We start from the raw sequence: 25934 nt of genomic DNA on the forward strand, positions 1-25934 counted from the left end.
GCGAACATATGTCTATGGAAACGCAGGACATCATCAAACGGTCCGCAACAAACGCCATCACGCCGCCGCCTCAGGCCCGTGATTACAAATCTGAGGTCGCGAAGCTGATCGACGTTTCCACCTGCATAGGCTGTAAGGCCTGTCAGGTGGCATGCTCAGAGTGGAATGATATCCGCGATGAAGTCGGCCACTGCGTCGGGGTGTATGACAACCCTGCCGATCTTAGCGCCAAGTCCTGGACGGTGATGCGGTTTACCGAAACCGAACAGAACGGCAAGCTCGAGTGGTTGATTCGTAAAGACGGCTGTATGCACTGTGAAGATCCGGGCTGCCTGAAGGCATGCCCGTCTGCCGGGGCTATCATCCAGTACGCCAACGGGATTGTTGATTTTCAGTCAGAGCACTGCATTGGCTGCGGCTACTGTATTGCCGGGTGTCCATTTAATATTCCGCGCCTCAATAAAGAGGATAACCGCGTGTATAAATGTACGCTGTGTGTGGACCGCGTCAGCGTCGGGCAGGAACCTGCCTGCGTGAAGACCTGTCCGACCGGGGCAATCCATTTCGGTACCAAGCAGGAAATGCTGGAAATGGGCGAACAGCGAGTGGCAAAACTGAAAGCACGTGGTTATGAACATGCCGGTGTTTACAACCCGGAAGGTGTGGGTGGCACGCACGTGATGTACGTTCTGCATCATGCCAACCAGCCGGAGCTGTATCACGGCCTGCCGAAAGAACCGCAGATCGATACCTCTATCAATCTGTGGAAAGGGGCGCTGAAACCGCTGGCCGCTGCCGGATTTATCGCCACCTTCGCCGGACTGATTTACCACTACATTGGTATCGGTCCGAATAAGGAAGTGGACGACGACGAGGAGGATCATCATGAGTAAGTCGAAAATGATTGTGCGCACGAAGTTTATCGACCGCGCCTGTCACTGGACGGTGGTGATCTGCTTCTTCCTGGTGGCGTTGTCGGGGATTTCGTTTTTCTTCCCGACTCTGCAATGGCTGACGCAGACCTTCGGTACGCCGCAGATGGGGCGCATTTTGCACCCGTTCTTCGGACTGCTGATCTTCGTGGCACTGATGTTCATGTTTGTACGCTTTGTTCACCACAACATCCCGGATAAAAAAGATATCCCGTGGCTGAAAAACATTGTGGAAGTGCTGAAAGGCAATGAACACAAAGTGGCGGACGTGGGTAAGTACAATGCCGGGCAGAAAATGATGTTCTGGTCGATCATGAGCATGATTTTCGTGCTGCTGATCACCGGCATCATTATCTGGCGTCCGTACTTTGCGCAGTTCTTCCCGATGCAGGTCGTGCGCTATAGCCTGCTTATCCATGCGGCTGCGGGGATTATCCTGATGCACGCCATCCTCATCCACATGTATATGGCATTCTGGGTGAAAGGATCGATTAAAGGCATGGTCGAAGGGAAAGTGAGCCGTCGCTGGGCGAAGAAACATCACCCACGCTGGTATCGCGAAGTTGAACGACAAGAAGCGAAAAAAGAGAGCGAGGAAGGGGTTAACTAACTTCTGACGTGCCCTGATCGTAATGGCGCTACACCAGTAGCGCCATTTTTTTGCCAAAAAAACGTCATATTTCGATAAGCCGGATGACGGGCCTACACGCGCATTTTGCTGATGTAGGCCTGCCATCCGGCAATACGGTTTACTCCAGTTGTGAGTTCAGGCGCTCAATCTCCTCACGCCATTGCGCCTGTAACAGCGGCTTTTGATGTTTCGGCTTGCGGGCAAGATCGTCAGCCAGACGCTGCTCCAGCTCAAGAAGTTGTTCCAGCAATCCATCGCTGTCACCGCTTATTTCGGCTCTTGCATCGACCACCGTTTTGGGAACGGTTATCTCCGAGGATGTTTCCCGAATACGCGCATTGACCGCGTCCAGATCGTGCCATTCACTGAGTTCGCCGTGGTCGATCAACCAAAACCGGTTACAGCTTTTGCTAATAAGCTGACGGTCGTGACTGACCAACAACACGCCGCCGTTATAGCTTTGCAGCGTTTCTGCCAACGCCTCTTTACCTTCCAGATCCAGATGGTTGGTCGGTTCATCGAGCATCAGCAGGCTGTAGCGCGCAAGCGTTAGCCCAACAAACAGCAGCCGGGAGCGCTCGCCGCCGCTTAGGGAACTGATCCGCTGCGCGTGACGAACCCACGGAAAACCCGCGCTAATCAGCGCCATTTTGCGGATATCAGGCTGCGGAGCAAACGGCTCCAGCGCGTCAAATAACGAATCGTTATCTGCGAGTTGGTGCAGCGTCTGGTCGTAATACCCCAACGTAACGCGCGGGTGCAACACCAGTGAAGGTGATGCCAGTTGTGAGTGAAACTGTTGCCAGATAAGCCTTAACAACGATGATTTCCCGTAACCGTTGCGCCCGACAATCGCCACGCGATCGCCGCTTTTTAACCGGAGACCGGCAATGGAAAACAGCGTATCGGCGTCGGGAGCAGGGACCACGGACAGATTAGTCATCTCCAGCAAACGATCCGCACGCAGGGCATCTCCCTGCAATGTTAGTGTCCACTGACTTCCTGACGTCACTTCAGTCTGTACCTCTTTCAGGCGCTGTACCTGCTTTTCCATCTGCTTGGCCTTGCGGGAAAGATCTTCGTTGTCGTAGACCCGCCCCCAGGTAGCCAGCCGTTTGGCGCTGGCGGTCACCCGGTCTATCTCCTTTTGCTCAGCCTTATGGCGCAGAGCATCGCTGATGTCTCTTTCTGCCAGAGCCTGACGCGCTGCGCTACAGGGCAGATCGAAGGCATGAAGAGTTCGATCGCGCAGGATCCAGGTTCCGTGAGTCACCGCGTCTAACAGCTGCTGGTCGTGGGAAACCACCACAAAACTGCCAGACCAGTTTTGTAAGAACTGTTCCAGCCACAGTAATGTTGGCAGATCCAGGTGGTTACCCGGCTCATCCAGCAGCAGCAGGTCAGGGTTTCGCATCAGCGCCCGCGCCAATAACAGACGCGTGTGTTGGCCGCCGCTCAGCGTGTGTGCTGTCAGAGATAAATTCTCCGGCGTGAACCCCATTTCGGCGAGCAGTGCTTCAACTCGCCACTGCTGACCTGCGCGTTCATGCTCGGGCAGTTGAGCCAGAACGGCTTCCTGCAGCGTGAGCGGCAGTATTTCGTCTGGGAGATGTTGTTCTACACGGGCGAGATGGCAGTGATTTGCCTGCCCGATAACCCCACTGGTCGGCGAAATTGTGCCGTCGAGCAGTTTTAACAGCGTGCTTTTGCCGCAGCCGTTGTAACCGATAAGCCCGATGCGGTCGCCTTTTTTCAGGGTAAAGGAAAGATCGTCGAATAGCGTGCCGAATGCCGTATCAACGTGTAAGGATTGTGCGGTTAGTAATGTGCTCATTGTTGCTTACTCAAGAGTTACAGGCGTAAAAACGCCTCGTCAAACATCGCTGACGATAACCCGGTAAGCCCGAGAGAAGGGGATTTAGAAGTTAGCTTCGCTCAAGCAGAAGTTATCGCAGCACGATACCGATAACGCTTGAGCACTGGCGATCGCCAAAAGCATGTGAAACGATAAAACGTTCACAGTACAGCATAAGTATCCTCCTTTTGTTTTTCAGAATGTTAATCGGTAGCGAAAGTGTAATCGTAAGTCACGCAGTCGCGCAAGTTCTGAGCGCCCGGCAGCAACGTGCCGCCGGGCAAACCGTCAGATAGAGGTACGACGGTAGTCGCGGTATTCTGCCTGCCAGAAATTATCGTCAATCGCCTGTTGCAGCGCTTCGGCGGAGGTTTTCACCGCCACGCCTTGCTGCTGGGCCATTTTACCGACGGCAAACGCGATGGCGCGGGAAACGGTCTGAATATCTTTCAGCTCAGGTAATACCAGTCCTTCGCCGTTGAGCACCAGCGGTGAATACTGCGCCAGCGTTTCACTGGCCGACATCAGCATTTCATCAGTGATACGCGATGCGCCAGAAGCAATTACCCCCAGACCAATACCCGGGAAGATATAGGCGTTGTTACATTGGGCAATGGGATAGATTTTCTCTTTCCACAGTACCGGTGCGAACGGGCTACCGGTCGCAACCAGCGCGTTACCCTCGGTCCAGGCGATAATATCCTGTGGCGTGGCTTCTACGCGGGAAGTCGGGTTAGACAGCGGCATGACGATCGGACGCGGGCAATGCTTATGCATTTCGCGAATGATCTCTTCGGTAAACAGGCCGGTCTGTCCGGAAACACCAATCAGGATGTCCGGCTTAACGTTGCGTACCACATCGAGTAACGACAGCACATCTTCTTGCGTATCCCAGTGCTGCAGATTTTCGCGTTTTTGCACCAGTTTGGTCTGGAAAGAGAGCAGGTTCGGCATCTTATCGGTTAACAGGCCGAAGCGATCGACCATAAACACGCGTTGACGCGCCGCTTCTTCGCTTAAACCTTCACGCTGGATTTGCGCGATGATCTGCTCGGCAATTCCGCAACCGGCGGAACCTGCCCCGAGGAAGACAATGTTCTGTTCGCTTAACTGGCTACCGGCCGCACGGCTGGCCGCAATCAGCGTGCCAACGGTTACCGCAGCGGTACCCTGAATATCGTCGTTAAACGAGCAAATTTCATCGCGATAGCGGGTCAACAGCGGCATGGCGTTTTTCTGTGCGAAGTCTTCAAATTGCAACAGCACGTCCGGCCAGCGATGCTTCACGGCCTGGATGAATTCATCGACAAATTCGTAGTATTCATCATCGGTGATACGCGGATTACGCCAGCCCATATACAGCGGATCGTTGAGCAGTTGCTGGTTGTTGGTTCCGACGTCCAGTACCACCGGCAGGGTGTAGGCCGGGCTGATCCCACCACACGCGGTATACAGCGACAGTTTACCGATTGGAATACCCATCCCGCCGATCCCCTGATCGCCAAGACCCAAAATACGTTCCCCATCGGTGACAACGATGACCTTGATATTGTGGTTAGGAACGTTTTGCAGGATATCGTCCATATTGTGGCGGTTCTGATAAGAGATAAACACGCCGCGTGCGCGACGATAAATCTCGGAGAAACGCTCACAGGCCGCGCCGACCGTTGGGGTATAGATAACCGGCATCATCTCATCAAGGTGATTATGCACCAGCCGGTAAAACAGGGTTTCGTTGGTGTCCTGGATGTTGCGCAGGTAAATATGTTTATCGATTTCGGTTTTGAATCCCTGATATTGGATCCAGGCGCGTTCAGCCTGTTCTTCAATCGTCTCGACCACTTCCGGCAGTAACCCCAGCAGGTTGAAGTTACGGCGTTCTTCCGCACTGAAAGCACTCCCTTTATTCAGTAAAGGGAATTCAAGCAGAACCGGGCCAGCGTAGGGGATGTAAAGGGAACGCAGTTTTTTAGTTTCGTTTTCCATGTCACTCACTCTTTTTTGAATAACCGTCCCTGGCACTCTTTATGATCGTATGTGGCCTGTCCGCCAGGGAAACGGCCGAAGTATAAAGCATTGTGAATGGGTTAAGGGGTTTTATAAGCAAAAACACCACTGCGGTTGCAATGGTGTTTATCTCGTTATTCAGTCAGACGTGCGAAAGGCTATTTGCCGTCAGCGCGGCGCTTTCTTCCGGTAGGATTATTGACCACGTTGGTTTTGTCACCTTCGGTCACGACTTTGCGTTGGTTTGAGATTTTGTGGTCCAGTCCGAGAATATGACGGGCCTGACGGTTCGATTTCATTCTAACTCCTTAATCCTGTTACTGGTTTCAAGGGCGAGTCCGTATGAGAACGGACGAAATACAACCTGATAGAAAGCCGATGTTGAAAATAGCGGCTTTCTGGATGGTCGGTCATTTCAGCTGAAAGGTCAATGCTTAAGCGGCAAATGAGAACTATCCCGTATGTGCCATGCTTTTTCTCAGCCGTCCTATACTTGTAACTCCAACGACAACACAGGAGAGCGGTAATGACTATCCATAAGAAAGGTCAGGCACACTGGGAAGGCGACATTAAGCGCGGTAAAGGTACCGTGTCGACCGAAAGTGGGGTGTTGAATCAGCAACCGTATGGGTTTAATACCCGATTTGAAGGGGCGAAAGGCACCAATCCTGAAGAGTTGATTGGCGCGGCGCATGCAGCCTGCTTCTCAATGGCGCTTTCGCTCATGCTGGGCGAAGCGGGTTTTACCCCAGATGCCATTGATACCACTGCCGATGTTTCTCTGGATAAAGTGGATGCCGGATTTGCTATCACCAAAGTCGCGCTACACAGTCAGGTGAGCGTCCCGGGGATAGATGCCGCCACGTTTGACGGCATCATCCAGAAAGCAAAAGCCGGCTGCCCGGTATCACAGGTACTGAACGCGGAAATTACGCTGGATTATCAGTTAAAATAGTAAAGATGGTGTGCCGGATGCGACGGAGTCTTATCCGGCACCAGATATCTTTATTGCGCCACCCAGCCGCCATCCATATTCCACGCCACACCACGCACCTGCGACGCCCCGTCTGAGCACAAAAATAGCGCAAGCTCACCCAACTGTTGCGGCGTGACGAATTCGCGCGACGGCTGTTTTTCCGCCAGCAGGGCGTCACGCGCGGCGTCAGGCTCAGCGCCTTCGGCAATACGTTTATCGATTTGCTGCTGGACCAACGGCGTAAGCACCCAACCGGGGCACAGCGCATTGCAGGTAATACCCGTCTGCGCGGTCTCCAGCGCAATGGTTTTGGTTAATCCCACCACGCCGTGCTTCGCCGCCACATAGGCGGATTTCTCTTTTGAAGCCACCAGGCCATGAACAGAAGCGATATTGATGATGCGTCCCCAGTTACGCGCACGCATGCCGGGAAGCGCCAGGCGCGTGGTGTGAAAGACAGAAGAGAGGTTAATGGCGATAATCGCGTTCCATTTATCAACCGGGAAGGTCTCCACCGGAGAAACATGCTGGATCCCGGCATTGTTCACCAGAATATCCACACCGCCAAATTCGCTATCGGCATAGCGCATCATGTCGGCAATTTGCGCTTCATCGCTCAGGTCCGCGCCATGATAGCCCGGCGTTTTGCCATACTGCGCAATGGCATCTTTGGCGGCTTCCACATCACCAAATCCGTTAAGGATCAGGGTAGCGCCCGCTTGCGCCAGCACCTGTGCGATGCCTAATCCAATACCGCTGGTAGAGCCGGTAACCAGAGCGGTTTTTCCCGTTAAGTTCATGATGATTCTCCTTAAACAATTCCGGTGGTGTAGAAGACGCCGATAACAAACAGCACGGCCAGACTTTTAATTACGGTAATGGCGAATATCCCGCCGTACGCCTGACGATGGCTAAGACCGGTTATGGCCAGCAGGGTAATGACCGCACCGTTATGTGGCAGGGTATCCATACCACCACTGGCCATTGACGCCACGCGGTGGAAGACCTCGAGGGGAATATTGGCGGCATGGGCGGCGGCAATAAAAGTGTCAGACATGGCGGCGAGGGCAATACTCATCCCGCCAGACGCCGAGCCGGTGATCCCGGCAAGCGTGGTGATGCTGATAGCTTCATTGAGCAGCGGGTCGGGAATGGCCGCCAGCGCTTTTGACAGCACGAGGAAACCTGGCAGGGCGGCGATCACTGCGCCAAAACCGTATTCTGATGCGGTGTTCATGGCTGCGAGGATCGCGCCGCCAACCGCCGTTCGGCTCCCTTCCGCCAGGCGACCTTTAATGTTGCGATAGCCGAAGAGCACCACCAGCAGGATCCCAGAAATCAGCGCCGCTTCTACCGCCCAGATAGCGGTGATTTTACCGACTTCGGTGGTAATCGGTTTGGCAAGGCCCGGAAGTTCCAGTTGATGCGTAGCGCCATACCATTGCGGGATCCAGCGGGTAAACAGTAGGTTAAAAACGCCAACCAGGATCAGCGGAGAGATAGCAATTATCGGGTTCGGCAGGTTAATGTTATCCGGCGTTTCCGGCTCGTTTAACAGTTCAGTGCCGTACCCTTCATTCTTTGCCTGCGCTTTACGACGCTGGCGCTCGAGATAAACCAGACCGACAACGATGATAAACAGAGAGCCGATCAAACCCAGCCAGGGCGCGGCCCAGGCGTTAGTTCCAAAGAAACTGGTCGGAATAATGTTCTGGATCTGCGGCGTGCCTGGCAGAGCGTCCATGGTGAAGGAAAACGCGCCCAGCGCAACGGTGGCCGGGATCAGGCGCTTCGGAATATTACTCTGACGGAACAGCTCCGCCGCAAACGGATACACCGCAAATGCCACCACGAACAGCGATACGCCGCCGTAGGTCAACAGTGCACACACCAGCACAATCACAGGGATGGCGTGACGACGCCCGAGAATGTTGATGGCGGCAGCAACGATGGAGCGAGAAAAACCCGATAACTCGATTAACTTGCCAAACACAGCGCCCAGTAAGAACACCGGGAAGTAAAGCTTCACAAAACCGACCATTTTTTCCATAAACAGGCCGGTGAAGGCAGGGCCGACGGCGCTGGGTTCGGTGAGCAATACAGCACCTAATGCCGCGATGGGGGCAAACAGGATGACGCTATATCCGCGATAGGCTGCCAGCATCAGCAGGCCCAACGCTGCCAGGGCGATTAATACACTCATCATGACTCCTCAATATCATTGTTATAGTGGGGTACAGAAAGAGAAGTTACGGTTTCAGGGCAAAGCGCAGCTGATGCTCTCTGCGTTGCTGGATATATTCCTTGCGCGAATCATCCCAGCGATAAAATCCCTGACCGCTGCGCAAACCGGTATCACCGTTAGCCACCTTGTCAGCGACCAGAGACATCATGTCGCTCCCGGTTGCCAGCTCCGGTAGCAGATGCCGACAAATGTCCTGTACCGTAGAAAGTCCGGTCATATCCGCCGCCTCCAGCGGACCGACCATCGCATAGCGGCGACCGAGCGAGGCGCGCATTACCTGATCCACCACCTCTGCGCTGGCGATCCCGCTTTTTACGATATGCAACGCTTCACGCAGCAGAGCGAACTGCAGGCGATTACCGACAAACCCCGGCGCGGCGCGGTCGAGCACAACGGCTTCCAGCTGCATCGAAAGCAGCAGCTGTTGCAGTTCCTGCAGATATTCCGGCTTCGTGGCCGTGCCGGGTACAATCTCAACCAGTGGAATAAAATGCGGCGGGTGCCAGAAATGGGCGATTAACAACCGCTCAGGATGGGCGAGCTTCTCTGCCAGCGCATCCGGCGGCAGGCCGCTGGTGTTACTGGCAATGACGGCCTCAGGCGCGATCAATGCTTCCAGTTGCGCATACAACGCGTGCTTGAGTTCGAGTCGCTCCGGGATGGCTTCGATCAGTAACCCGCACGCGGCAATATCGTGCAGCGAGGTAGTACCATGCAGACGACTCACAGCCTGTTCTTTGTCGTCTGCAGGAAACTGTTCGGTGGCAATCAGTTCATCCAGAATACCGCTGGCAACTGCGCCAATGTCTGCAATACGGTTGCTATCGGTGTCGTACAGCCAGACATCGTGACCATAACGGACGAAGTGGGTGGCAATACCGACACCCATTAAACCCGCGCCCAGTACGCAGATATGCTTACTTTTCATGAGATACCTCCTGCGGGCGCTCAACCGCCAGCGCCACCCCCTGACCGCCGCCTACGCACAGCGTAGCCAGCCCTTTGGCGGCGTTACGGCGGGCCATTTCGTGCAGCAAAGTCACCAGAATTCGGCAACCTGACGCCCCAATGGGATGGCCCAGCGCAATCGCGCCGCCGTTTACGTTCACCCGATTGCTGTCCCAGTTCAGGGATTCGCCAACCGCCAGCGCTTGCGCGGCAAAGGCTTCGTTGGCTTCAATGAGATCGACATCATTCAACGTCCAGCCAGCTCGCTTCAGGCACTGAAGTGATGCCTCTACCGGCCCAATGCCCATAATCGCAGGGTCGACGCCGGAGACAGCGTAGCCCGCCACTCTGGCAAGAACCGGCAGATTGAGTTCTGCTGCTTTGGCGGCGCTCATCAACATCACCGCGGCGGCGCCATCGTTGATTGAAGAGGCATTCCCGGCGGTCACCGTGCCGTTACCTGGGCGAAACGCTGGTTTGAGCTGCGCCAGCTTTTCAGCCTGCGTATCCGGACGAGGCTGTTCGTCACGATCCACGACACGCGGCGGTTTTTTGCCCTGCGGGACGCTGACTGGCGTGATTTCCGCGCTAAAACGACCGGCTTCAATGGCGGCGGCTGCTTTTTGCTGTGAGCGCAGTGCAAAGGCGTCCTGCTGCTCGCGACCGATCACGAACTTATCCGCCAGATTTTCCGCGGTAATCCCCATGTGATAGTCGTTAAACGCATCCCACAGACCGTCATGCACCACGCTGTCTTTCATGCTGGCATGACCGAGCCGCAGTCCCGCCCGGGCGCCGTCGAGGAAATAGGGCGCATTGCTCATGCTCTCCTGCCCACCGGCAATCACAATTTGCGCATCGCCGCAGCGAATCGCCTGGACCGCCTGATGCACAGCCTTCATACCCGAGCCGCACACCAGATTCAGGGTTAACGCGGGCGTGGTGACCGGCAGTCCTGCGCGTAACGCTGTTTGCCTGGCAGGGTTCTGGCCGCAGCCTGCCGTCAGAACCTGGCCGAAGATCACTTCGTCAATTTGCGCAGGTGCCACGGCGGTTTTTTCCAGCAGCGAACGGATCACTACTGAACCTAGTTCAACCGCGGAAAGCGGAGCCAGCGCGCCATGAAAACTGCCAATTGGGGTGCGCGTTGCCGCGACAATAACAACATCCTGCATGGTCAGCTCCTCAGCTAAAGTGCATTTCGGGGACATTTTCGGGAACAATCAGCTTGCCGGCAGTTCTGGAGACAATTTCATCGACGCTGATGCCCGGCGCTCGCTCGCGCAGAATGAACGCCCCGTCGGCAATCTCCAGCAACGCCAGATCGGTAAGCACACGTTTAATACAGGCCACGCCGGTCAGCGGCAGGGTGCAGGCGGGAAGCAGTTTCGACTCGCCGCTTTTAGAGGCATGCGTCATCACCACGATGATGTTGTCGGCTCCGGCAACCAAATCCATCGCGCCGCCCATGCCTTTCACCATTTTTCCGGGGATCATCCATGAGGCGATATTGCCGTTAACATCCACTTCAAACGCGCCGAGCACCGTCAGGTCGACGTGACCGCCGCGGATCATGGCGAAGGATTGCGCCGAGTCGAAGATTGCCGCGCCTTTGCGCGCCGTCACGGTCTGTTTCCCGGCGTTGATCATGTCAGCATCAATTTCATCTTCCGTGGGAAACGGGCCCATACCCAGCAAGCCGTTTTCCGATTGCAGCATTACGTCCATGCCTTCAGGAATGTAGTTCGCCACCAGAGTAGGAATACCAATCCCAAGGTTGACGTAATAACCGTCTCGCAGCTCGCGGGCGACACGCATCGCCATTTGTTCACGCGTTAACATGGTCAGGCTCCTTTCTGGCGCAGGGTGCGTTGTTCAATACGTTTTTCAAACTGCCCCTGGATAATGCGGTTAACGTAAATTCCGGGGGTGTGAATTGCGGCGGGGTCCAGCTCTCCGGGAGGGACAATTTCTTCAACTTCCACGACGGTAATACGCCCAGCGGCGGCCATCAGCGGATTAAAATTTTGTGCAGTGTGGCGATAAATAACGTTGCCGTACCAGTCGGCTTTCCAGCCTTTAACCAACGCAAAATCACCGGTTATCGCCTGCTCTAAGATGTAAGGGCGTCCGGCAAACTCGCGAACTTCTTTCCCTTGCGCGACCGGGGTTCCGTATCCGGTCGCGGTAAAGAATGCCGGGATCCCCGCGCCGCCCGCGCGCAGCTGCTCAGCCAGCGTGCCTTGCGGCGTCAGGATAGCTTCCAGTTCACCGCTGAGAACCTGCTGCTCAAACAGGGCGTTTTCACCTACATAAGATGCGACCACTTTGCGTACCTGGCGCGTTTCCAGCAGAACGCCAAGGCCAAAACCATCCACGCCGCAGTTGTTTGACACAACCGTAAGCCCCTGAACCTCCCGACGGCGTACTTCGGCAATCAGGTTCTCAGGGATCCCACATAAGCCAAAACCGCCCGCCAGCAGCGTCATGTTATCGGTCAGTCCTGCCAGCGCCTCTTGATAGGTGGCAACCCGTTTATCCAGTCCAGCCATACACTTGCCCCTCCTGTTGTCCTTGCCGACATCATTGGGGGTGAAAAATGATTTGTTAATTTTAAATTTGTGACTCACTCATTGGGTTTTTTTATCAATTTAATGTTAATTAAAGGTATTCAACAAGTTAAAGGAATGCGAAATGGGAATGAGCATCAAACAGTTACGCGCGTTTTTAGCGGTAGCTCACACTCTGAATTTTGCTCATGCCAGTGAAAGACTGAATATGTCGCAACCCGCTTTAAGCCTGGCGATTAAAGGACTGGAGGATTCACTGGGCGGGGCGTTACTGTTGAGAACCACCCGCAAAGTGACCCTGACGCAGGAGGGAGAAACGCTGCTCAACATGGGGCGACAACTGCTGGCGGACTGGGAGAATACGGAAGAGGCAATGCGTCAGCGCTTTACGCTGCAGCGCGGGAAAATCTCTATTGCCGCCATGCCCTCATTCGCCGCTAACGTCCTGCCATCGGTACTGAAAACGTTTCGTGATTCCTACTCCGGGATCAACGTAACGGTACATGACGTGATTAACGAACAAGTGATTGAGATGGTCAGTGAAGGGCGGGTGGAGATGGGCATTGCCTTTGAGCCGGACTCTTCAGGACATCTGCATTTCACCCCGCTCGGCGTGGATCGTTTTATCGCGATTGTTCCGCCGACATGCAAACTGGCGGGCCGGGATCGTATTGCGTGGCGCGAGTTACTGACGCTGGATTTTATCACCCTGCAACGTCCTTCTGCCGTGCGCCTGATGCTGGAAGAACAGCTGGTGCAAAGTGGGCATACGCTGGAAGTGGCGCTGGAGAGCCATCAACTGGTGACGGTTGGTCGCCTGGTGGCGAGCGGACTGGGCGGCAGCGCCGTGCCCGCATTGTGCCGTACGCAAATGACAGAGCTGGGCGCAACCTGTATCGATCTGGATACGCCGGTGATCCAGCGTCGGATCGGCGTTTTGCGTTCGGCGCATCATAAGTTATCTACCGCTTCTGAAGTGCTGGTGGATTCACTGAAAAAGGCGTATTGCACCTGACTCTCACGCAATACGCCAACTGCTCAGCTCATGCAACCGCCCGCCAGCAGCGAACTTCACCACCGCTATCACTTTTCAGCAATGCCTGTTTCTTCTCACAGCCGCTGGTTGCCAGTGGGCACCTGTCACGGAAAAAACAACCCTGGGGCAGCGTTCGGTTCCCCGGTAGTTCGGTTTTCCGTAACACCAAATCCTCCGCCAGCGGTGCTCCCGTTTTAGGGACCGAATCCAGCAATAATCGCGTGTAGGGATGGGCGGGCTGCGTGAGTACCTGCTGCGCATCGCCCAGCTCAACAATTTGCCCGAGGTACATCACCGCCACGCGGTCGCTCATATGGCGGACCACCGACACGTTGTGCGAGATCAGCACGTAGGTCAGGTTTCTGCGCGCCTGCAATGACACCAGCAGATTGAGAATTTGCGCCTGCACGGAGATATCCAGCGCCGAAGTAGGTTCATCGAGCACAATCACGTCCGGCTCTGATGACAACGCCCGGGCGATGGCAATACGCTGGCGCTGTCCACCGGAAAACGCATGCGGCAGGCGGTCGAGATATTCAGGACGAATTCCCACTTGTCGCGCCAAATCTTCAGCAAGCATACGGCGCTCACGTTCTGCAGGACGTTTTTGGATCCACACCGGTTCGGTGATAATCCGCCATACCGGTAAGCGCGGATCCAGCGATGAAAGGGGATCCTGAAAGACCATTTGCATACCGGTATGCTGCTTGTCATCACGGCGCGCATAGCTGCCCTGACTGGGTTTCAGCATCCCCATCAGCAGTTGCGCCAGCGTACTTTTTCCACAACCGGACTCGCCAACAATCCCCAGCGTTTCCCCCTGACGGATCTGTAAATCCAGACCATTGAGGGCATGCACCCGTTCCGTTACCTTGCCGAGCCAGTTTTTACGCGCAGGGAAGTTGACATGAACATTCTGCAGCGCCAGTAAAAAATCAGACATGTGTTGTCTCCAGTTGCGGATACCAGCAGGCAGATTGTTGATCCCCGCCTCCCTGACTGCGTAACGCAGGTGTTTCTTCACAACGGGGGCCAGCGGCAAAGCAGCGCTCGCGAAACGCGCATCCCGTCGGTAAGCAGGTTAAGTTCGGCACGGTGCCGGGAATGGCGGGCAGCAATGCGCGCGGCGCGCCGTGCTCCGGCGCGCATTTCAGCAGACCAATGGAATAGGGATGCGTCGGGCGTTGAATAACGGTTTGCGTTGGGCCACTCTCAATCACGCTTCCGGCATACATGACGTACAACCGGTCGCATAACTGTGAAACCACCGCCATATCATGGCTGATAAATAACACGGCTGTCCCGCTGGCTCGCGCTTTTAACTTCAGCAAACGCAGCACCTGCAGTTGCACCGTGACGTCCAGAGCGGTGGTCGGTTCATCGGCAATAATAAGCTCCGGTTCACACGAAAAGGCCAGCGCTATCATTACGCGCTGGCGCATCCCGCCGGAAAGCTCAAACGGGAAACGCTTCATGACTTCCGCCGCGTCCGGGATTTGCATCTCCTGGAGTAAAGCGATGGCTTTCTGACGGGCATCCGTGCGGCTTAATGCCTGATGATGGCGGATAACCTCCACCATTTGCTGACCGATGCGTCGGGTCGGATTCAGCGCCGTCATGGGTTCCTGAAAGATCATCGCTACGCGTGCGCCGCGCCATTGGCGCATTTGCTTCTCGCTGGCATTGAGCACATCTTCCCCCAGCAGCGAAACGCGTCCCTGGTGGATATGATAACTGCCTTCCGGCAGCAGACGCATGGTGAGCATGGCCGTCACGGACTTACCGGAACCGGACTCACCAACCACGCCAACGATTTCTCCGCGGTTGATATGCAGCGATACATGGTTAAGCGCATGCACGTCAGCTTTATAGCCGGGAAAACTCAAATGCAAATCTTCGATTTCCAGCACGGGTTGTGTCATGACTGTTTTCCTCCGGCTTTCGGGTCAAGCAGATCGCGAATACCATCGCCAAAGAGATTAAAGCCCACGGCGGTAATCAGAATGGCGGCGCCTGGGAAAGCGCAATACCACCACTGATCAAGCACATAATTACGGCCTATTGCGACCATCGCTCCCCATTCAGCGCTGGGTTGCTGTGCGCCCAGACCGATAAATCCGAGCGTAGCGGCCATCAGGATCGCACTGCCGATATCGAGCGACGCTTGCACAATTAGCGGGGGCAGAGAGTTACGTAAAATGTGCCAGCTAATCAGATGCCAGCGTGATGCGCCGTAGGTCCGCGCCGCCTGCACATAGGTAAACTGGCGCACTACTAACGTTTGACCGCGTGCGAGGCGCACATAAAACGGAATACGTACGATAGCAATCGCCAGCATGGCGTTAAACAGGCTTGGACCCAACGCGGCGGCCAGCGCCATCGTCAGCACCAGCGAGGGAATGGACAGCATAATGTCCATTATTCGCATAATAATTGCATCGGCGCGTCCGCCCATTACGCCAGACAAACAGCCCAGCAGCGAACCCAATCCCCCGGCGATACCCACCACGACCAGCCCCGCAACGACCGATTGTTGGCTACCCACCAGAACGCGACTGAACAGATCGCGGCCGACTTCATCGGTACCAAACCAGTGAGCGGCTGACGGGGGCAGCAGGCGTGCACTCAAATTGATGGCATTAGGGTCGTGAGGGGTTATCCACGGCGACAGCACCATCAGCAGCAGTATCACTACAATGATGACCCCGCCAACCAGCGTCAGCGGGCTGCTTTTCATCATCCAGAACAGTTTAGCCCAGTCCGTGCGACGGCGTGCTGTCTGAGGCGCGGCTGGCGTTTCTTGTGTGAGCATCATTGTGCGTCTCCGCGTCCAATTCGTGGATCGATCCACAAGTAGAGTAAATCCACCACCAGGTTAACCAGCACATAGGCGAAAGAGACCACCACGGCAAATCCCATTACCGCCGGGAAGTCGAGCGCCTGAATCGACGTCACCACCCAGGCGCCCATTCCCGGCCAGGCGAAGACCGTTTCAGTCAGCACCGCACCGTAGAGCAGATCGCCCAATGCCAGGCCGAGAACGGTTATCGAGGGGATAAGCGCATTTGGCAACGCGTAACACAACACGATGTACCAGCCTGGCAACCCGCTGGCGCGAGCGGTGCGAATGTAATCTTCACTCAGTTGCTCCAGCATGGCGGAGCGAATCTGGCGGGCAACGATCCCCAGGTGCACAAAGGCCAGCGTCAGTGATGGCAGGATCAGGTGCTGAAGCGCATTGAAAAAGACTTCGCCATTGCCTTCCAGCAGTGCATCAATCAGATAGAACCCGGTGACGTGAGTTGGCGGATCCAGCCAGTCGTCTAAACGTCCACCGCCGGGTAAAATTTGCAGATGACCATAAAACAGCACAATCACCCCCAGCCCCAGCCAAAATGCTGGCGTGGAGATACCGGTGATCGCCATCAGGCGAACGAGGTGATCAAGCCAGCGGTTGCGCCAGACCGCAGATAAAATGCCCAAAGGAATACCGATAACCAGCGCCAGCAACAAGGAGCAGAAAGCCAGCTCAAGGGTGGCGGGGAAGAAGATGCGCAGCTCATCCAGCACCGGACGTCCGGTGCGAATAGAGGTGCCTAAATCGCCGTGAAAAATGTCGCTGGCATAGCGAAAAAACTGGACATACAGCGGCTGGTTCAGCCCCAACTGTTGGCGAATATTTTCGACAATTTCATCACTGGCGCGATCGCCCGCCAATAGCCGCGCGGGGTCGCCAGGTATCAGGTGCGAAATAATAAAAGTGATTACGCAAACACCGATAACCACCAGAATAAGTCCCCAGCATCGCTGGCGTAAAATGCTCCAGAACGTCATTAGCTTCCCCTTGCGGAGCCAGAGCGGCTCCGCATTAACGTGGCTTATTTACTCATGGTGGAGATATTGAAGACCTGTTCCAGCATGGGGTTGAATACAAATCCTTTGACGTCTTTGTTCATCGCCAACTGATAGTTTTTCTGGAATAAATAGACGTAGGCGGCTTCATCAATCACGATAGTTTGCGCCTGCTGGTAGTCATTGGTTCTGGCAACCTGATCGGTCGTGGCCAGCGCGCTACGCAGCAGCTTATCGACCTCACCGTTTTCATAGAACGAACGGTTACCCGGCAAGCCTTTCTTATCTGACTCAAACCAGTAGTTCATAAACATGTACGGATCGGCGAAATCTGGGCTCCAGTTGCCAATGGCAATGTCGTAATCTCCTTTGCCCACGCGGTCACGCATGGTGGCGTTCGCCAGTTTTTCCAGCTTGACCTTAATGCCCAGTTTGCCAAGGCTTGCCTGGGTCGCGAGCGCGATAGGTTCCCAGTTAGGGTCATTATCCGAGTACAGGAAGCTCAGGCTGTCAGGTTTGGTGGCAACTTTCTCCCACGCCGCTTTCGCTTTGGCTTCATCGAAACTGTACTGCATGGCCTTGTCGTCAAAACCCCACATGCCTTCAGGGATCGGACCTCGCATTTGCTTACCGTTGCCGCTCAGGATCCCGTTTACCATGCCTTTATAATCGGTGGCCCACGAGATGGCGCGGCGTAAATCCACCTGATTGAGCGGCGCTTTACTGTTATTCAGATACAGATAGGTCACGCGCAACGAGGGATAATCTGCCACGTTAACTTTGCCTTCCTGTTTTAAGGCGGCAAGCTGATCGACCGGAAGCGCATCGGCAATGTCGATATCACCCCGCGACAATTGCAGACGGCGAGAGGCGCTTTCACCGATAATTTTTACCGAAACCCGCTTAAACGCAGGTTTTGCACCGGCATAATATGGGTTAGGAACCAGCACCAACTGCTGTCCCTTTTGCCAGCTTTTGAGCATGAAGGGACCGGAGCCTGCCGTGTTCTGCGCCAGGAATCCGCGGGCATCGTCTGCGGCATGCTCTTTTAAGACGGCCGGGTTAATAATTGAAGCCCCGTCATTGGCCAGCGTATACAGGAACGGCGCAAATGGCTGGCTGAGGGTAAACTTCACCGTATTGTTATCGATAGCCTCAACCTTCAGATCTTTCGGGAACGCTTCTGCAGGCCCCTGGCCGATTTTGAGCAAGCGTTCAAAAGATTGCTTAACCGCATCAGCCGTCACCGGCGTTCCATCGGCGAATTTGGCATCGTTTTTCAGGATAAACGTCCACTCTTTTTGGTCGTCAGAGGCCTTCCAGCCGCTGGCCAAATCGCCTTCAACTTCCGTGGAGCCTTTACCGCCATCCGTTTTGTACTGAACCAGCCGCTGATAAGAGGGATAGGTGACCGTCCAGTCGTTGTTATCGATGGTCACGGCGGGATCGAGCGTCTGCGGATCGGCAGCTTTGCCGATCACCAGCATATCTTTGGGAACGGCGGCCTGCGCAGCGGGCAGGGCAAACGCCAGCGCAACGGCTATCAGAGCGGGGCGAAAAAACGCGTTTAACGCAAGTGTAGTCTTCATAACCAGGCTCCAGAATTAAAGGGAATGTTGTGTTGTTATGGGTGTGACAGTGTAACAATCTATCTGATCGTCAAGCAGCGGATAGCGGGCGGCATCAGGTAATTCAAAATGCCACCACTCGCTGGTGATACCGACAAAACCGCCGCCAAACATAATGGCATTGAGCAGCAGGCGGTTGCGCTGCGCAGCCGGAGGAACAGAAGGGTGCCAGGCATGGGAACGGTCGTGCATCTCATCAAAGCCCGCGCCCATATCGAGAAGATTGCCACGATCGTCCATTAGCGTAACGTCAATGGCCGTCCCGCGGCTGTGATTGGATCCTATCGCCACATCAACAACATACTGAGGATCTGGACACGCATTCCACAGCACCGCCTGCGCCTGCTGCGGGCGATACGCGTCGTATACCACAAGTTTCAGGCCCGCCAGTTGCGCAATACTGATGCTTTTCGCCAGCGCAGTGACCGCCTCGGTGTGCAACAGGCAACGAGCTTCCCGGTAGATAGGGGCGCCGGTAATGTTGTCTGCCGTAGCGTATTTAAGATCGATATGTAGCGACGGGAATATCACCGACAGATCGACCAGTTCTGGGGTTTCTGACATAGCACGTTTCCTGTTTATTGTTCGAATTGACCAAATTGTTGTTGTAACTGGCGATTGGTTTGCAGGCGTTCTGCGAGGGAGTCACCCAGTTGTGCCACCACCGCAGAGAGTAATAAGTTGAACAGACAGCTCACCGGAGCCAGTGAGTCCCAGAAATGTCCGGTGTCAGTTTTCACCTGAAGTAAGTCAATGGAATAGTCTCTGGCCCACGGGCACCACACATCGGTGATTAACGCCAGCGGAATGCAGCGTTCTGTGGCAACGCGGCAATATTGTCGCGAGATAGCGGAATAGGCGCGCATATCGGTGATCACCACGTAAGGCTGGGTGAATCCTGAATTCAGCGACTCGACCCAACTGCCGGAAAGCCCTTCGGAGTAGCTGACTTTAGGCCGCAGGTATTCCAGGTGACTGAAAAAGGCGTTAGCGATCCCGCGGGTGGACTGGATCCCAAGGATATACACGGCTTCCGCATGCGCCAGCCGCTGCGCTATGCGTAAAAACGTTTCGCCTTGCGCGAGTTGATAGACATAGGTAATGGCGTCGATTTCCAGTAACAGCGACTGCTGCGCGCGATCTGGCAGGCTTTGTTGTTGGTGCCAGGAGTCCAGCCGCTCGTTCATCCCCCAGGGTTGATAGGCGACGACGGGTAGCTCCCGCAGGCTGGCTTTTGCATCTTCCAGATTGCGAAAACCCAGTTTGCGCAGATAGCGTCCAACGGTAATGCCGCTGGTACCAGTCGCTTTAGCAATACCATCCGCGGTTTCAAAAGGGATCTGCACAGCATGGGCTAACAGCCACCCGGCCACGCGCTTTTCGCTGGGCGTCAGTTGGCTAAAGGTCTGCTCTATACGGGTAAATAACTCCGGTTTCGCTGTCATTACCTTCTCGCTGTTAATTGTTTGTCAGAGTACGGCTCACTGTTAGCAAATTAACAATGCAGGACGCGTGCCATGTTGGTAACAGCGGCACGCCGACCATTTTTGTTAAAAATCAGCCCATATCCGTTAACTAATGATCAACATTTGTGCAGCGTAGTTCAGTTTTGGTGCAGCGACAGGGGAAGAGGGGTATGAATCTGCTGATTTCGTCGGAACGATCACATTGTGGTCACGTTTTACGCCCAGACATCAGAATCAGTAATGTGAAATATAAATTTCAGCCATATCAATGGTGGCAATCTTTATTCTTATGACGTTAGGGGTATTATTTTTTGCGAACTACATTAACGGTTTGAAGCGCAAGTGTAGATATTATTTATATTATAAATGGAGTACTACAATGAATAAATTCTCCCTTTCTACAGCAGGTATTCTGGTCGCAGCGCTGTTAACCAGTGTCAGCGTCAATGCAGCAACTGATAACGCTAAAACTGAAGTGACTCCAAAAGGCATGAATTGCCAGGAGTTTATTGATTTGAACCCGCAAACTATGGCCCCGGTGGCTTTCTGGGTGCTCAATGAAGACGAAGATTTCAAGGGTGGCGATTACGTAGACTATAACGAAACCGTGACTACTGCAGTTCCTCTGACCGTTGAACTTTGTAAAAAACATCCGCAGAGCGAATTAAGCAAAATAAAAGACGAAATCAAAAAAGAATTATCCAAATAAGATTAAGTCATTATTAAAACCCAGCCAAAGTGCTGGGTTTTGCTATTTGTGACAATGTCACCTATTTATTTTGTGATACTTAAGAAAACTTTATAAAGATATAAACGCCTGTGCCGATACTGGATAAAAGTTAGCCTTTTGCAGAAGGAGTTTGTATGGCCTGGTATCCTACTCGTATTTCAACGCGTTTAACCATCGGCGGCATTCTGCTGCTTGCAGTCACGACCCTTGTTATTGTGGTGATTATGCTCTGGCGTGGCCAACCGCGCGTCGTTGAAATCAACACCGCCCTGATCGAAGAAACAGGGCAAGGTTTAACCCGTCAGTTGAGTACCGTATTGTCCCGAATTGAAGGTGAGACCGTTAGCTTGTCACGACTGGCTGAGGTGCTGCCAAATGATGAATCTCTTTATCAAAGCGTCGTTCCGCATCTGATTGGTGAAGATAAAGATTCAATTATTACCGGCGGCGGTATCTGGCCAGAACCAGACGCTTTCACCACAGGTGTGGAGAAAAGAAGCTTTTTCTGGGCGCGTAATGCTGAAGGTAAACTGGTGTATTCCAACGACTATAACGTCGAGGGGTCAAGCGGATACCACAATGAAAACTGGTATCAGCATGCTAAAGGGCATTCACAAAACAGTTGCTTATGGTCTGATGTCTACCAGGACGCCAGTTCAGGCGTCAACATGGTGACGTGCAGCGTACCTTATCAACTGGCGGGCAAGTTTGCCGGTGTCGCCACCACCGATATTCGCCTGGATAACGTAGCCACTTTCATGCAGCAGCAGGGAAACAGCACCGGTGGTTACGCGTTTGTGGTGGACAAGCAGGGACAAATCCTCTATTTCCCGCAGGCCGATCTGGCGAAATATAAAACCATTAACGATCTGGCGCAAAGCGCGCAATGGCTTATCCCGGTGGAAAACGGTCTGAAATCTCTGCGCCCAGCGGACGGGGTGAAAACGATTACGCTTGCAAATGATAACGTCCTGAATTCGGCTTCACGGGTGATGCTGTTCCCGATGGCGGATACCGGTTGGGTTGTTGGTCTTGCGACGCCTGAATCGCGTATCGTCGGCCTTGCCAAAGTGATGATGCAGGACGTGCTGGAAGTGTTGATCCCGATCATGACCCTGTTGCTGGTGGGATCCTGGCTGGTGGTTCGCCGACTGATTTCACGTCTCGATGATACCCGTCAGGCTCTCGATGACATTGCGCAGGGAGAAGGCGATCTTACCCGTCGCCTGGATGTGCGTGGCAAAGATGAGATTTCTGCTATCGCCGAAGCGTTTAACCTGTTCGTCGATAAAATCTCAGCCATCCTGATCACTGTCAGAAGCAGTAGCGTAGTGGTGGCGAATAACGCTGTCAGCCTGGCAGACAGTAATATGGAACTTTCATCTCGCGTGACGCAACAGGCCGCTGCGCTGGAAGAGAGTTCGGCGGCGATGGAACAGTTAAATGCGACCGTTCATCAAAATGCCAGTAATACACAACTGGCGGATGAGCTCTCTGATAGCACCGCGCAAACGGCCAACCGCTGCGGCGATGTTATGCAGGGTGTTATCTCTACAATGGATAATGTCAGTGCCTCATCCGGCAGAATGGTGGAAATTGTCGCGGTTATCGACAGCATTGCGTTCCAGACCAATATTCTCGCCCTGAATGCCGCGGTTGAAGCCGCCAGAGCAGGTGATGCCGGGAGAGGGTTTGCCGTTGTGGCCTCCGAAGTGCGCACGCTGGCTCAGCGCAGTGCCACTGCCGCGCAGGAAATAAAAGCGTTGATTGATGAATCCGTTTCTCATGTAGGTAGCGGAAGTCAGCAAATTCACAATGCGGGCGAACGTCTGGGAGAACTGGTCAGTAATGTACGTCAGGTACGTCAGTTGATGGGGGAAATACGCGTCGCGGGTGAAGAACAACGCAAGGGCGTTTCCGAAGTTACGCTGGCCGTTACCGAAATGGACAGCACCGTTCAGCAAAACGCCTCGTTAATAGATGATGCTGCCGCGCGAACGCAGGCGCTGAAAGAGGAGGCGGAACAGCTGGCGATGCTGGTCTCATCATTCAGATTGCCTGAGCCTTCAGTTGCCTGATGGATCGGTTAAGAGCGTCCGTATAACCGGACGCTCTTACGTTATAAATCCAATACGGACGACCATTAACGCCCCCAACGACTGCGAATATAGGTCACGGCTTCCTGCGTTTGCGGCTGATTAAGGTAATCTTCGCGAAACAAAATTGTGCCGTTAATGTGCGGTTCAGACTCGTTCAGATCGAGCTGTTTTTTCAGCTCCGGCACGCCGCCTTTGACCGTCCAGTCAGGTTCTTTTCGCGACGGCTCACCGACTTTGTACAACGCCACCCCAATATACAGGCGGGTGTTGGTTGATTTGACGACATCTGCCCACCATTTCGCCAACACATCGTAACGCGCCGCGTCGCGGGCAAAAGGCCAGTACAGCTGCGGGGCGATGTAGTCCAGCAAGCCTTGTTGCACCCAGCGGCGGGTGTCCGCATACGATTCATCATAGGCTGCCGCGCCGCGCGTGTCGGAGCCCGCCGGATCGTGCGAACGGTTGCGCCACACGCCCGCAGGGCTGACGCCAAATTCAACTTCAGGTTTGAGTTTCTTGATGGTTCGTGAAACCTGAGCGATCAGGCGTTGCGTGTTATCGCGCCGCCAGTCAGCTTTGGAGACAAATCCCTGGCCGTATCTTCTGAAGGTCTGGCTGTCGTTGAGCGCAGAGCCGGGAGACTCGGTATAGAAATAATCATCGAATTGCACGCCGTCAACCGGGTAATTCTCAACTACTTCAGCCACGATACTGGTTATCCAGTCACGCACTTCGGGAATACCGGGATCTAACACAAAACGCTCGCCCGAGGTACGGATCCAGTCCCGATGCAAGACATAAACGCTGGAAGGCGTCTGTGACAGCGTGTTGTTTAATTCGGTAACCGTTGCCGGTTTAGTGTTAACGGACACGCGGTAGGGGTTAAACCAGGCATGGACTTTCATTCCGCGTTTATGCGCTTCATCGAGCATAAACCGTAACGGATCGTAACCCGGATCCTGACCAATTTTACCGGTCAGGGTATCTGACCACGGCAAGATTGTAGATTGCCACAGCGCAGTGGCATCGGGCTTCACCTGGAAAAAAACGGTGTTAATACCAAGACGTTTCAGGTTATCCAGCTTGTCAGTCAGCGCCTTTTGCTGCTGGCTGATACGAACGGCAGGCGAGCTGATGTTGACGGATGAAATCGGCGGCCAGTCAAGACGCGAAACCGTCGCCAGCCATATACCGCGTACCGGCTCCTTGCTCTGCTGTGGATTGCCCACCGGGGGCAGTGGGGTGATTTTTGAACCGGGCGGCTGTGAAGAACAACTGCCAAGTAGCAACATACTGCCTACGAGCAGCGCGAACCATTTCATGTTGGTTCGCGGCAGCCTGGCTCGGGAACGGGCGAGAATATTCGCCAGTTTTTTCTGATAATTTGCTGAAATAAAACCGGATGCTGACATCAGATTTTGCTCTTAATTCTTCTTGTTGCGGCTGTTAGCCCAGGGATCGAACGCCGGTTCGGTGGTGTTATTTGAGGCAAGGTCATGCAGTGAATCCAGGTACAGCGCTTCAACTTCTGCCCGCGCCCACGGCGTGCGGCGCAGAAACTTCAGACTGGATTTAACGCTCGGCTCATTTTTAAAGCAGTTGATATTAATGCGTTGCGCCAGCTCAGCCCAACCATAACGATCAACCAGTGCATTGACCTGCATTTCAAGCGTTACGCCATGTAAAGGGTCTTTAGAAATATGAGCATTCATATGAAGTCCAGTTCAGTGGTTCCAGATTTTGTCAGTAGTGCAACGGGAAGAAGGTTACAAGAAAGCGGGGCGACCAGCAATGGCATCTGTTCCTCAGGCTTTCATGATTAAGAAGTAAACATCAGCCAGACATTGCTGAAGAAAAGATGTGGATTAGATGCGTTCATTAATCTTAAGTGAGTATTTATACCTGGATTGTTACTTTAGCTTCTCTTTATTTATATATTATTGCTGTCGTTCAACTATTAAAATTAAAAAACGAAAGATCCAAAAAAAACCGAAAATAACATATCCATAATGTTAACTATTGATAAAATTAAAGTAACATTTAGTAAAACATGGATATTTTGTTTTTCATGGACGAGAGTTTACATATCATGATATAATATTGCGGAAAAATTTGCAGGTTATTAATCTGCGTGTAATGTAAATGAATTTCTGAGGAGACTATTCCAGTGGGACGTAAATGGGCAAATATTGTTGCTAAAAAAACTGCTAAAGACGGTGCAACGTCTAATATATATGCAAAATTCGGTGTAGAAATCTATGCTGCTGCCAAACAAGGTGAACCAGATCCAGAATCAAACTCTGCTTTAAAATTCGTTATTGAACGTGCGAAACAAGCACAGGTTCCTAAACACGTTATTGATAAAGCAATTGATAAAGCCAAAGGCGGCAGCGATGAAACGTTCGTGCAAGGGCGTTATGAAGGCTTTGGTCCAAGTGGTTCACTGATTATCGCTGAAACATTGACGTCAAATGTTAACCGTACGATTGCTAATGTCCGCTCAATTTTCAATAAAAAAGGCGGGAATATCGGAGCGGCAGGTGCTGTCAGCTATATGTTTGACAATACCGGGGTGATTGTATTTGAAGGAACAGATCCTGACCATATTTTTGAAATTTTGCTTAATGCTGATGTAGATGTTCGCGATGTAACCGAAGAAGAGGGAAACATCGTTATTTATACTGAATCTACAGACCTTCATAAAGGAATTGCAGCCCTGAAAGCCGCTGGGATTACTGAATTCTCAACAACAGAATTAGAAATGATTGCTCAATCAGAAGTTGAACTTTCACCAGAAGATTTAGAAATCTTTGCAGGACTCGTAGATGCCCTTGAAGATGACGATGATGTTCAAAAAGTCTATCACAACGTTGCAAACCTCTAATTATAAATAAAGGAATCTGTTATTGCGGCAGATCTTTAACTTATAAAGTTGTTACAAAAATATCTAGCCCGATAC

The 25934-nt window shown here is 53.4% G+C and carries 25 protein-coding genes; 7 read left to right on the forward strand and 18 right to left on the reverse strand.

What is annotated here, in order from left to right; translation table 11 throughout:
• Window positions 1–8 precede the first annotated feature (8 nt).
• The gene (gene fdnH, locus OGV52_RS08295) at window positions 9–893 is read left to right on the forward strand and encodes a formate dehydrogenase N subunit beta (protein WP_047359248.1); all 885 of its coding nucleotides are present in this window, start codon (window positions 9–11) and stop codon (window positions 891–893) included.
• Window positions 886–1542, forward strand: coding sequence for a formate dehydrogenase-N subunit gamma (fdnI, locus tag OGV52_RS08300; RefSeq protein ID WP_016153106.1), 657 nt, complete (start codon window positions 886–888; stop codon window positions 1540–1542). The genes fdnH and fdnI overlap by 8 nt, the downstream gene beginning before the upstream one ends.
• A 139-nt stretch (window positions 1543–1681) precedes the next feature.
• On the opposite strand, the gene OGV52_RS08305 is transcribed toward fdnI, so the two are convergent.
• The 3 genes from OGV52_RS08305 to sra form a co-directional block, all read right to left on the reverse strand.
• Window positions 1682–3397: an ABC-F family ATP-binding cassette domain-containing protein gene (locus OGV52_RS08305; protein WP_287108350.1), complete on the reverse strand. Its 1716-nt coding sequence runs from the start codon at window positions 3395–3397 to the stop codon at window positions 1682–1684.
• Window positions 3398–3706: 309 nt separating this feature from the next.
• Entirely contained in the window at window positions 3707–5404 is a 1698-nt protein-coding gene (gene maeA, locus OGV52_RS08310; protein ID WP_016153104.1) for a malate dehydrogenase, read from the reverse strand.
• A gap of 179 nt (window positions 5405–5583) precedes the next feature.
• Entirely contained in the window at window positions 5584–5724 is a 141-nt protein-coding gene (gene sra, locus OGV52_RS08315) for a stationary-phase-induced ribosome-associated protein (protein ID WP_006684530.1), read from the reverse strand.
• 227 nt (window positions 5725–5951) lie between these two features.
• On the opposite strand from sra, the gene OGV52_RS08320 reads away from it, so the two are divergent.
• A complete protein-coding gene (locus OGV52_RS08320) occupies window positions 5952–6380 on the forward strand; it encodes an OsmC family protein (protein ID WP_181220429.1) in 429 nt (142 codons plus the stop codon).
• A 50-nt stretch (window positions 6381–6430) separates the two neighbouring features.
• On the opposite strand, the gene OGV52_RS08325 is transcribed toward OGV52_RS08320, so the two are convergent.
• Genes OGV52_RS08325 through OGV52_RS08350 form a run of 6 tightly spaced genes read right to left on the reverse strand, consistent with a single transcriptional unit; the run spans window position 6431 to window position 12146 of the window.
• Window positions 6431–7201, reverse strand: coding sequence for a 3-hydroxybutyrate dehydrogenase (locus OGV52_RS08325; protein WP_049271553.1), 771 nt, complete (start codon window positions 7199–7201; stop codon window positions 6431–6433).
• A gap of 11 nt (window positions 7202–7212) precedes the next feature.
• Complete coding sequence (locus OGV52_RS08330) at window positions 7213–8607, reverse strand: GntP family permease (RefSeq protein ID WP_200079951.1); 1395 nt, start codon at window positions 8605–8607, stop codon at window positions 7213–7215.
• 43 nt (window positions 8608–8650) lie between these two features.
• Window positions 8651–9574 carry a 3-hydroxyacyl-CoA dehydrogenase family protein gene (locus tag OGV52_RS08335; RefSeq protein WP_103766302.1) on the reverse strand — a complete coding sequence of 308 codons (924 nt, stop codon included), beginning with the start codon at window positions 9572–9574 and terminating at the stop codon, window positions 8651–8653.
• On the reverse strand, window positions 9564–10769 hold the full coding sequence (locus tag OGV52_RS08340; RefSeq protein WP_259688585.1) for an acetyl-CoA C-acetyltransferase: 1206 nt from the start codon (window positions 10767–10769) through the stop codon (window positions 9564–9566). The genes OGV52_RS08335 and OGV52_RS08340 overlap by 11 nt, the downstream gene beginning before the upstream one ends.
• A gap of 10 nt (window positions 10770–10779) precedes the next feature.
• The gene (locus tag OGV52_RS08345) at window positions 10780–11436 is read right to left on the reverse strand and encodes a CoA transferase subunit B (RefSeq protein ID WP_103847926.1); all 657 of its coding nucleotides are present in this window, start codon (window positions 11434–11436) and stop codon (window positions 10780–10782) included.
• 2 nt (window positions 11437–11438) lie between these two features.
• Entirely contained in the window at window positions 11439–12146 is a 708-nt protein-coding gene (locus OGV52_RS08350; RefSeq protein ID WP_046276373.1) for a CoA transferase subunit A, read from the reverse strand.
• Between the two features lie 142 nt (window positions 12147–12288).
• Between OGV52_RS08350 and OGV52_RS08355 the strand changes: the two genes are divergently transcribed.
• Window positions 12289–13179 carry a LysR family transcriptional regulator gene (locus OGV52_RS08355; RefSeq protein WP_016153095.1) on the forward strand — a complete coding sequence of 297 codons (891 nt, stop codon included), beginning with the start codon at window positions 12289–12291 and terminating at the stop codon, window positions 13177–13179.
• A 28-nt stretch (window positions 13180–13207) separates the two neighbouring features.
• Here the strand turns inward: OGV52_RS08355 and OGV52_RS08360 are convergent, their stop codons facing one another.
• From OGV52_RS08360 to OGV52_RS08390, 7 genes are read right to left on the reverse strand one after another with little or no spacing between them, the layout of a single operon-like run.
• Window positions 13208–14143: an ABC transporter ATP-binding protein gene (locus OGV52_RS08360; protein ID WP_131345767.1), complete on the reverse strand. Its 936-nt coding sequence runs from the start codon at window positions 14141–14143 to the stop codon at window positions 13208–13210.
• Entirely contained in the window at window positions 14136–15122 is a 987-nt protein-coding gene (locus tag OGV52_RS08365) for an ABC transporter ATP-binding protein (RefSeq protein ID WP_216403446.1), read from the reverse strand. Before OGV52_RS08365 ends, OGV52_RS08360 begins: the two co-directional genes overlap by 8 nt.
• Window positions 15119–16015, reverse strand: a complete 897-nt coding sequence (gene ddpC / locus OGV52_RS08370; protein WP_075848214.1) for a D,D-dipeptide ABC transporter permease — start codon at window positions 16013–16015, stop codon at window positions 15119–15121. The genes OGV52_RS08365 and ddpC overlap by 4 nt, the downstream gene beginning before the upstream one ends.
• Window positions 16012–17034, reverse strand: a complete 1023-nt coding sequence (locus OGV52_RS08375) for an ABC transporter permease (RefSeq protein WP_287108354.1) — start codon at window positions 17032–17034, stop codon at window positions 16012–16014. Before OGV52_RS08375 ends, ddpC begins: the two co-directional genes overlap by 4 nt.
• Before the next feature lie 44 nt (window positions 17035–17078).
• The gene (locus OGV52_RS08380; RefSeq protein WP_103766298.1) at window positions 17079–18641 is read right to left on the reverse strand and encodes an ABC transporter substrate-binding protein; all 1563 of its coding nucleotides are present in this window, start codon (window positions 18639–18641) and stop codon (window positions 17079–17081) included.
• A 15-nt stretch (window positions 18642–18656) separates the two neighbouring features.
• Window positions 18657–19244, reverse strand: coding sequence for a D-alanyl-D-alanine dipeptidase (gene ddpX, locus OGV52_RS08385; RefSeq protein ID WP_016156534.1), 588 nt, complete (start codon window positions 19242–19244; stop codon window positions 18657–18659).
• Between the two features lie 14 nt (window positions 19245–19258).
• A complete protein-coding gene (locus OGV52_RS08390) occupies window positions 19259–20125 on the reverse strand; it encodes a MurR/RpiR family transcriptional regulator (protein WP_016156533.1) in 867 nt (288 codons plus the stop codon).
• A 400-nt stretch (window positions 20126–20525) separates the two neighbouring features.
• On the opposite strand from OGV52_RS08390, the gene hdeB reads away from it, so the two are divergent.
• Entirely contained in the window at window positions 20526–20855 is a 330-nt protein-coding gene (gene hdeB, locus OGV52_RS08395; protein WP_003019999.1) for an acid-activated periplasmic chaperone HdeB, read from the forward strand.
• Between the two features lie 155 nt (window positions 20856–21010).
• Window positions 21011–22954 carry a methyl-accepting chemotaxis protein gene (locus tag OGV52_RS08400; protein ID WP_279272922.1) on the forward strand — a complete coding sequence of 648 codons (1944 nt, stop codon included), beginning with the start codon at window positions 21011–21013 and terminating at the stop codon, window positions 22952–22954.
• Window positions 22955–23019: 65 nt separating this feature from the next.
• Here the strand turns inward: OGV52_RS08400 and OGV52_RS08405 are convergent, their stop codons facing one another.
• Window positions 23020–24387, reverse strand: a complete 1368-nt coding sequence (locus tag OGV52_RS08405) for a glycoside hydrolase family 10-like protein (RefSeq protein ID WP_049042183.1) — start codon at window positions 24385–24387, stop codon at window positions 23020–23022.
• A gap of 12 nt (window positions 24388–24399) precedes the next feature.
• On the reverse strand, window positions 24400–24687 hold the full coding sequence (locus OGV52_RS08410) for a VF530 family protein (RefSeq protein ID WP_016153085.1): 288 nt from the start codon (window positions 24685–24687) through the stop codon (window positions 24400–24402).
• A gap of 455 nt (window positions 24688–25142) precedes the next feature.
• On the opposite strand from OGV52_RS08410, the gene OGV52_RS08415 reads away from it, so the two are divergent.
• On the forward strand, window positions 25143–25859 hold the full coding sequence (locus OGV52_RS08415; protein ID WP_016156532.1) for a YebC/PmpR family DNA-binding transcriptional regulator: 717 nt from the start codon (window positions 25143–25145) through the stop codon (window positions 25857–25859).
• Window positions 25860–25934: the final 75 nt, after the last annotated feature.

Source organism: Citrobacter sp. Cb041 (assembly GCF_030336655.1).
Classification (GTDB): Bacteria; Pseudomonadota; Gammaproteobacteria; order Enterobacterales; family Enterobacteriaceae; genus Citrobacter; species Citrobacter braakii.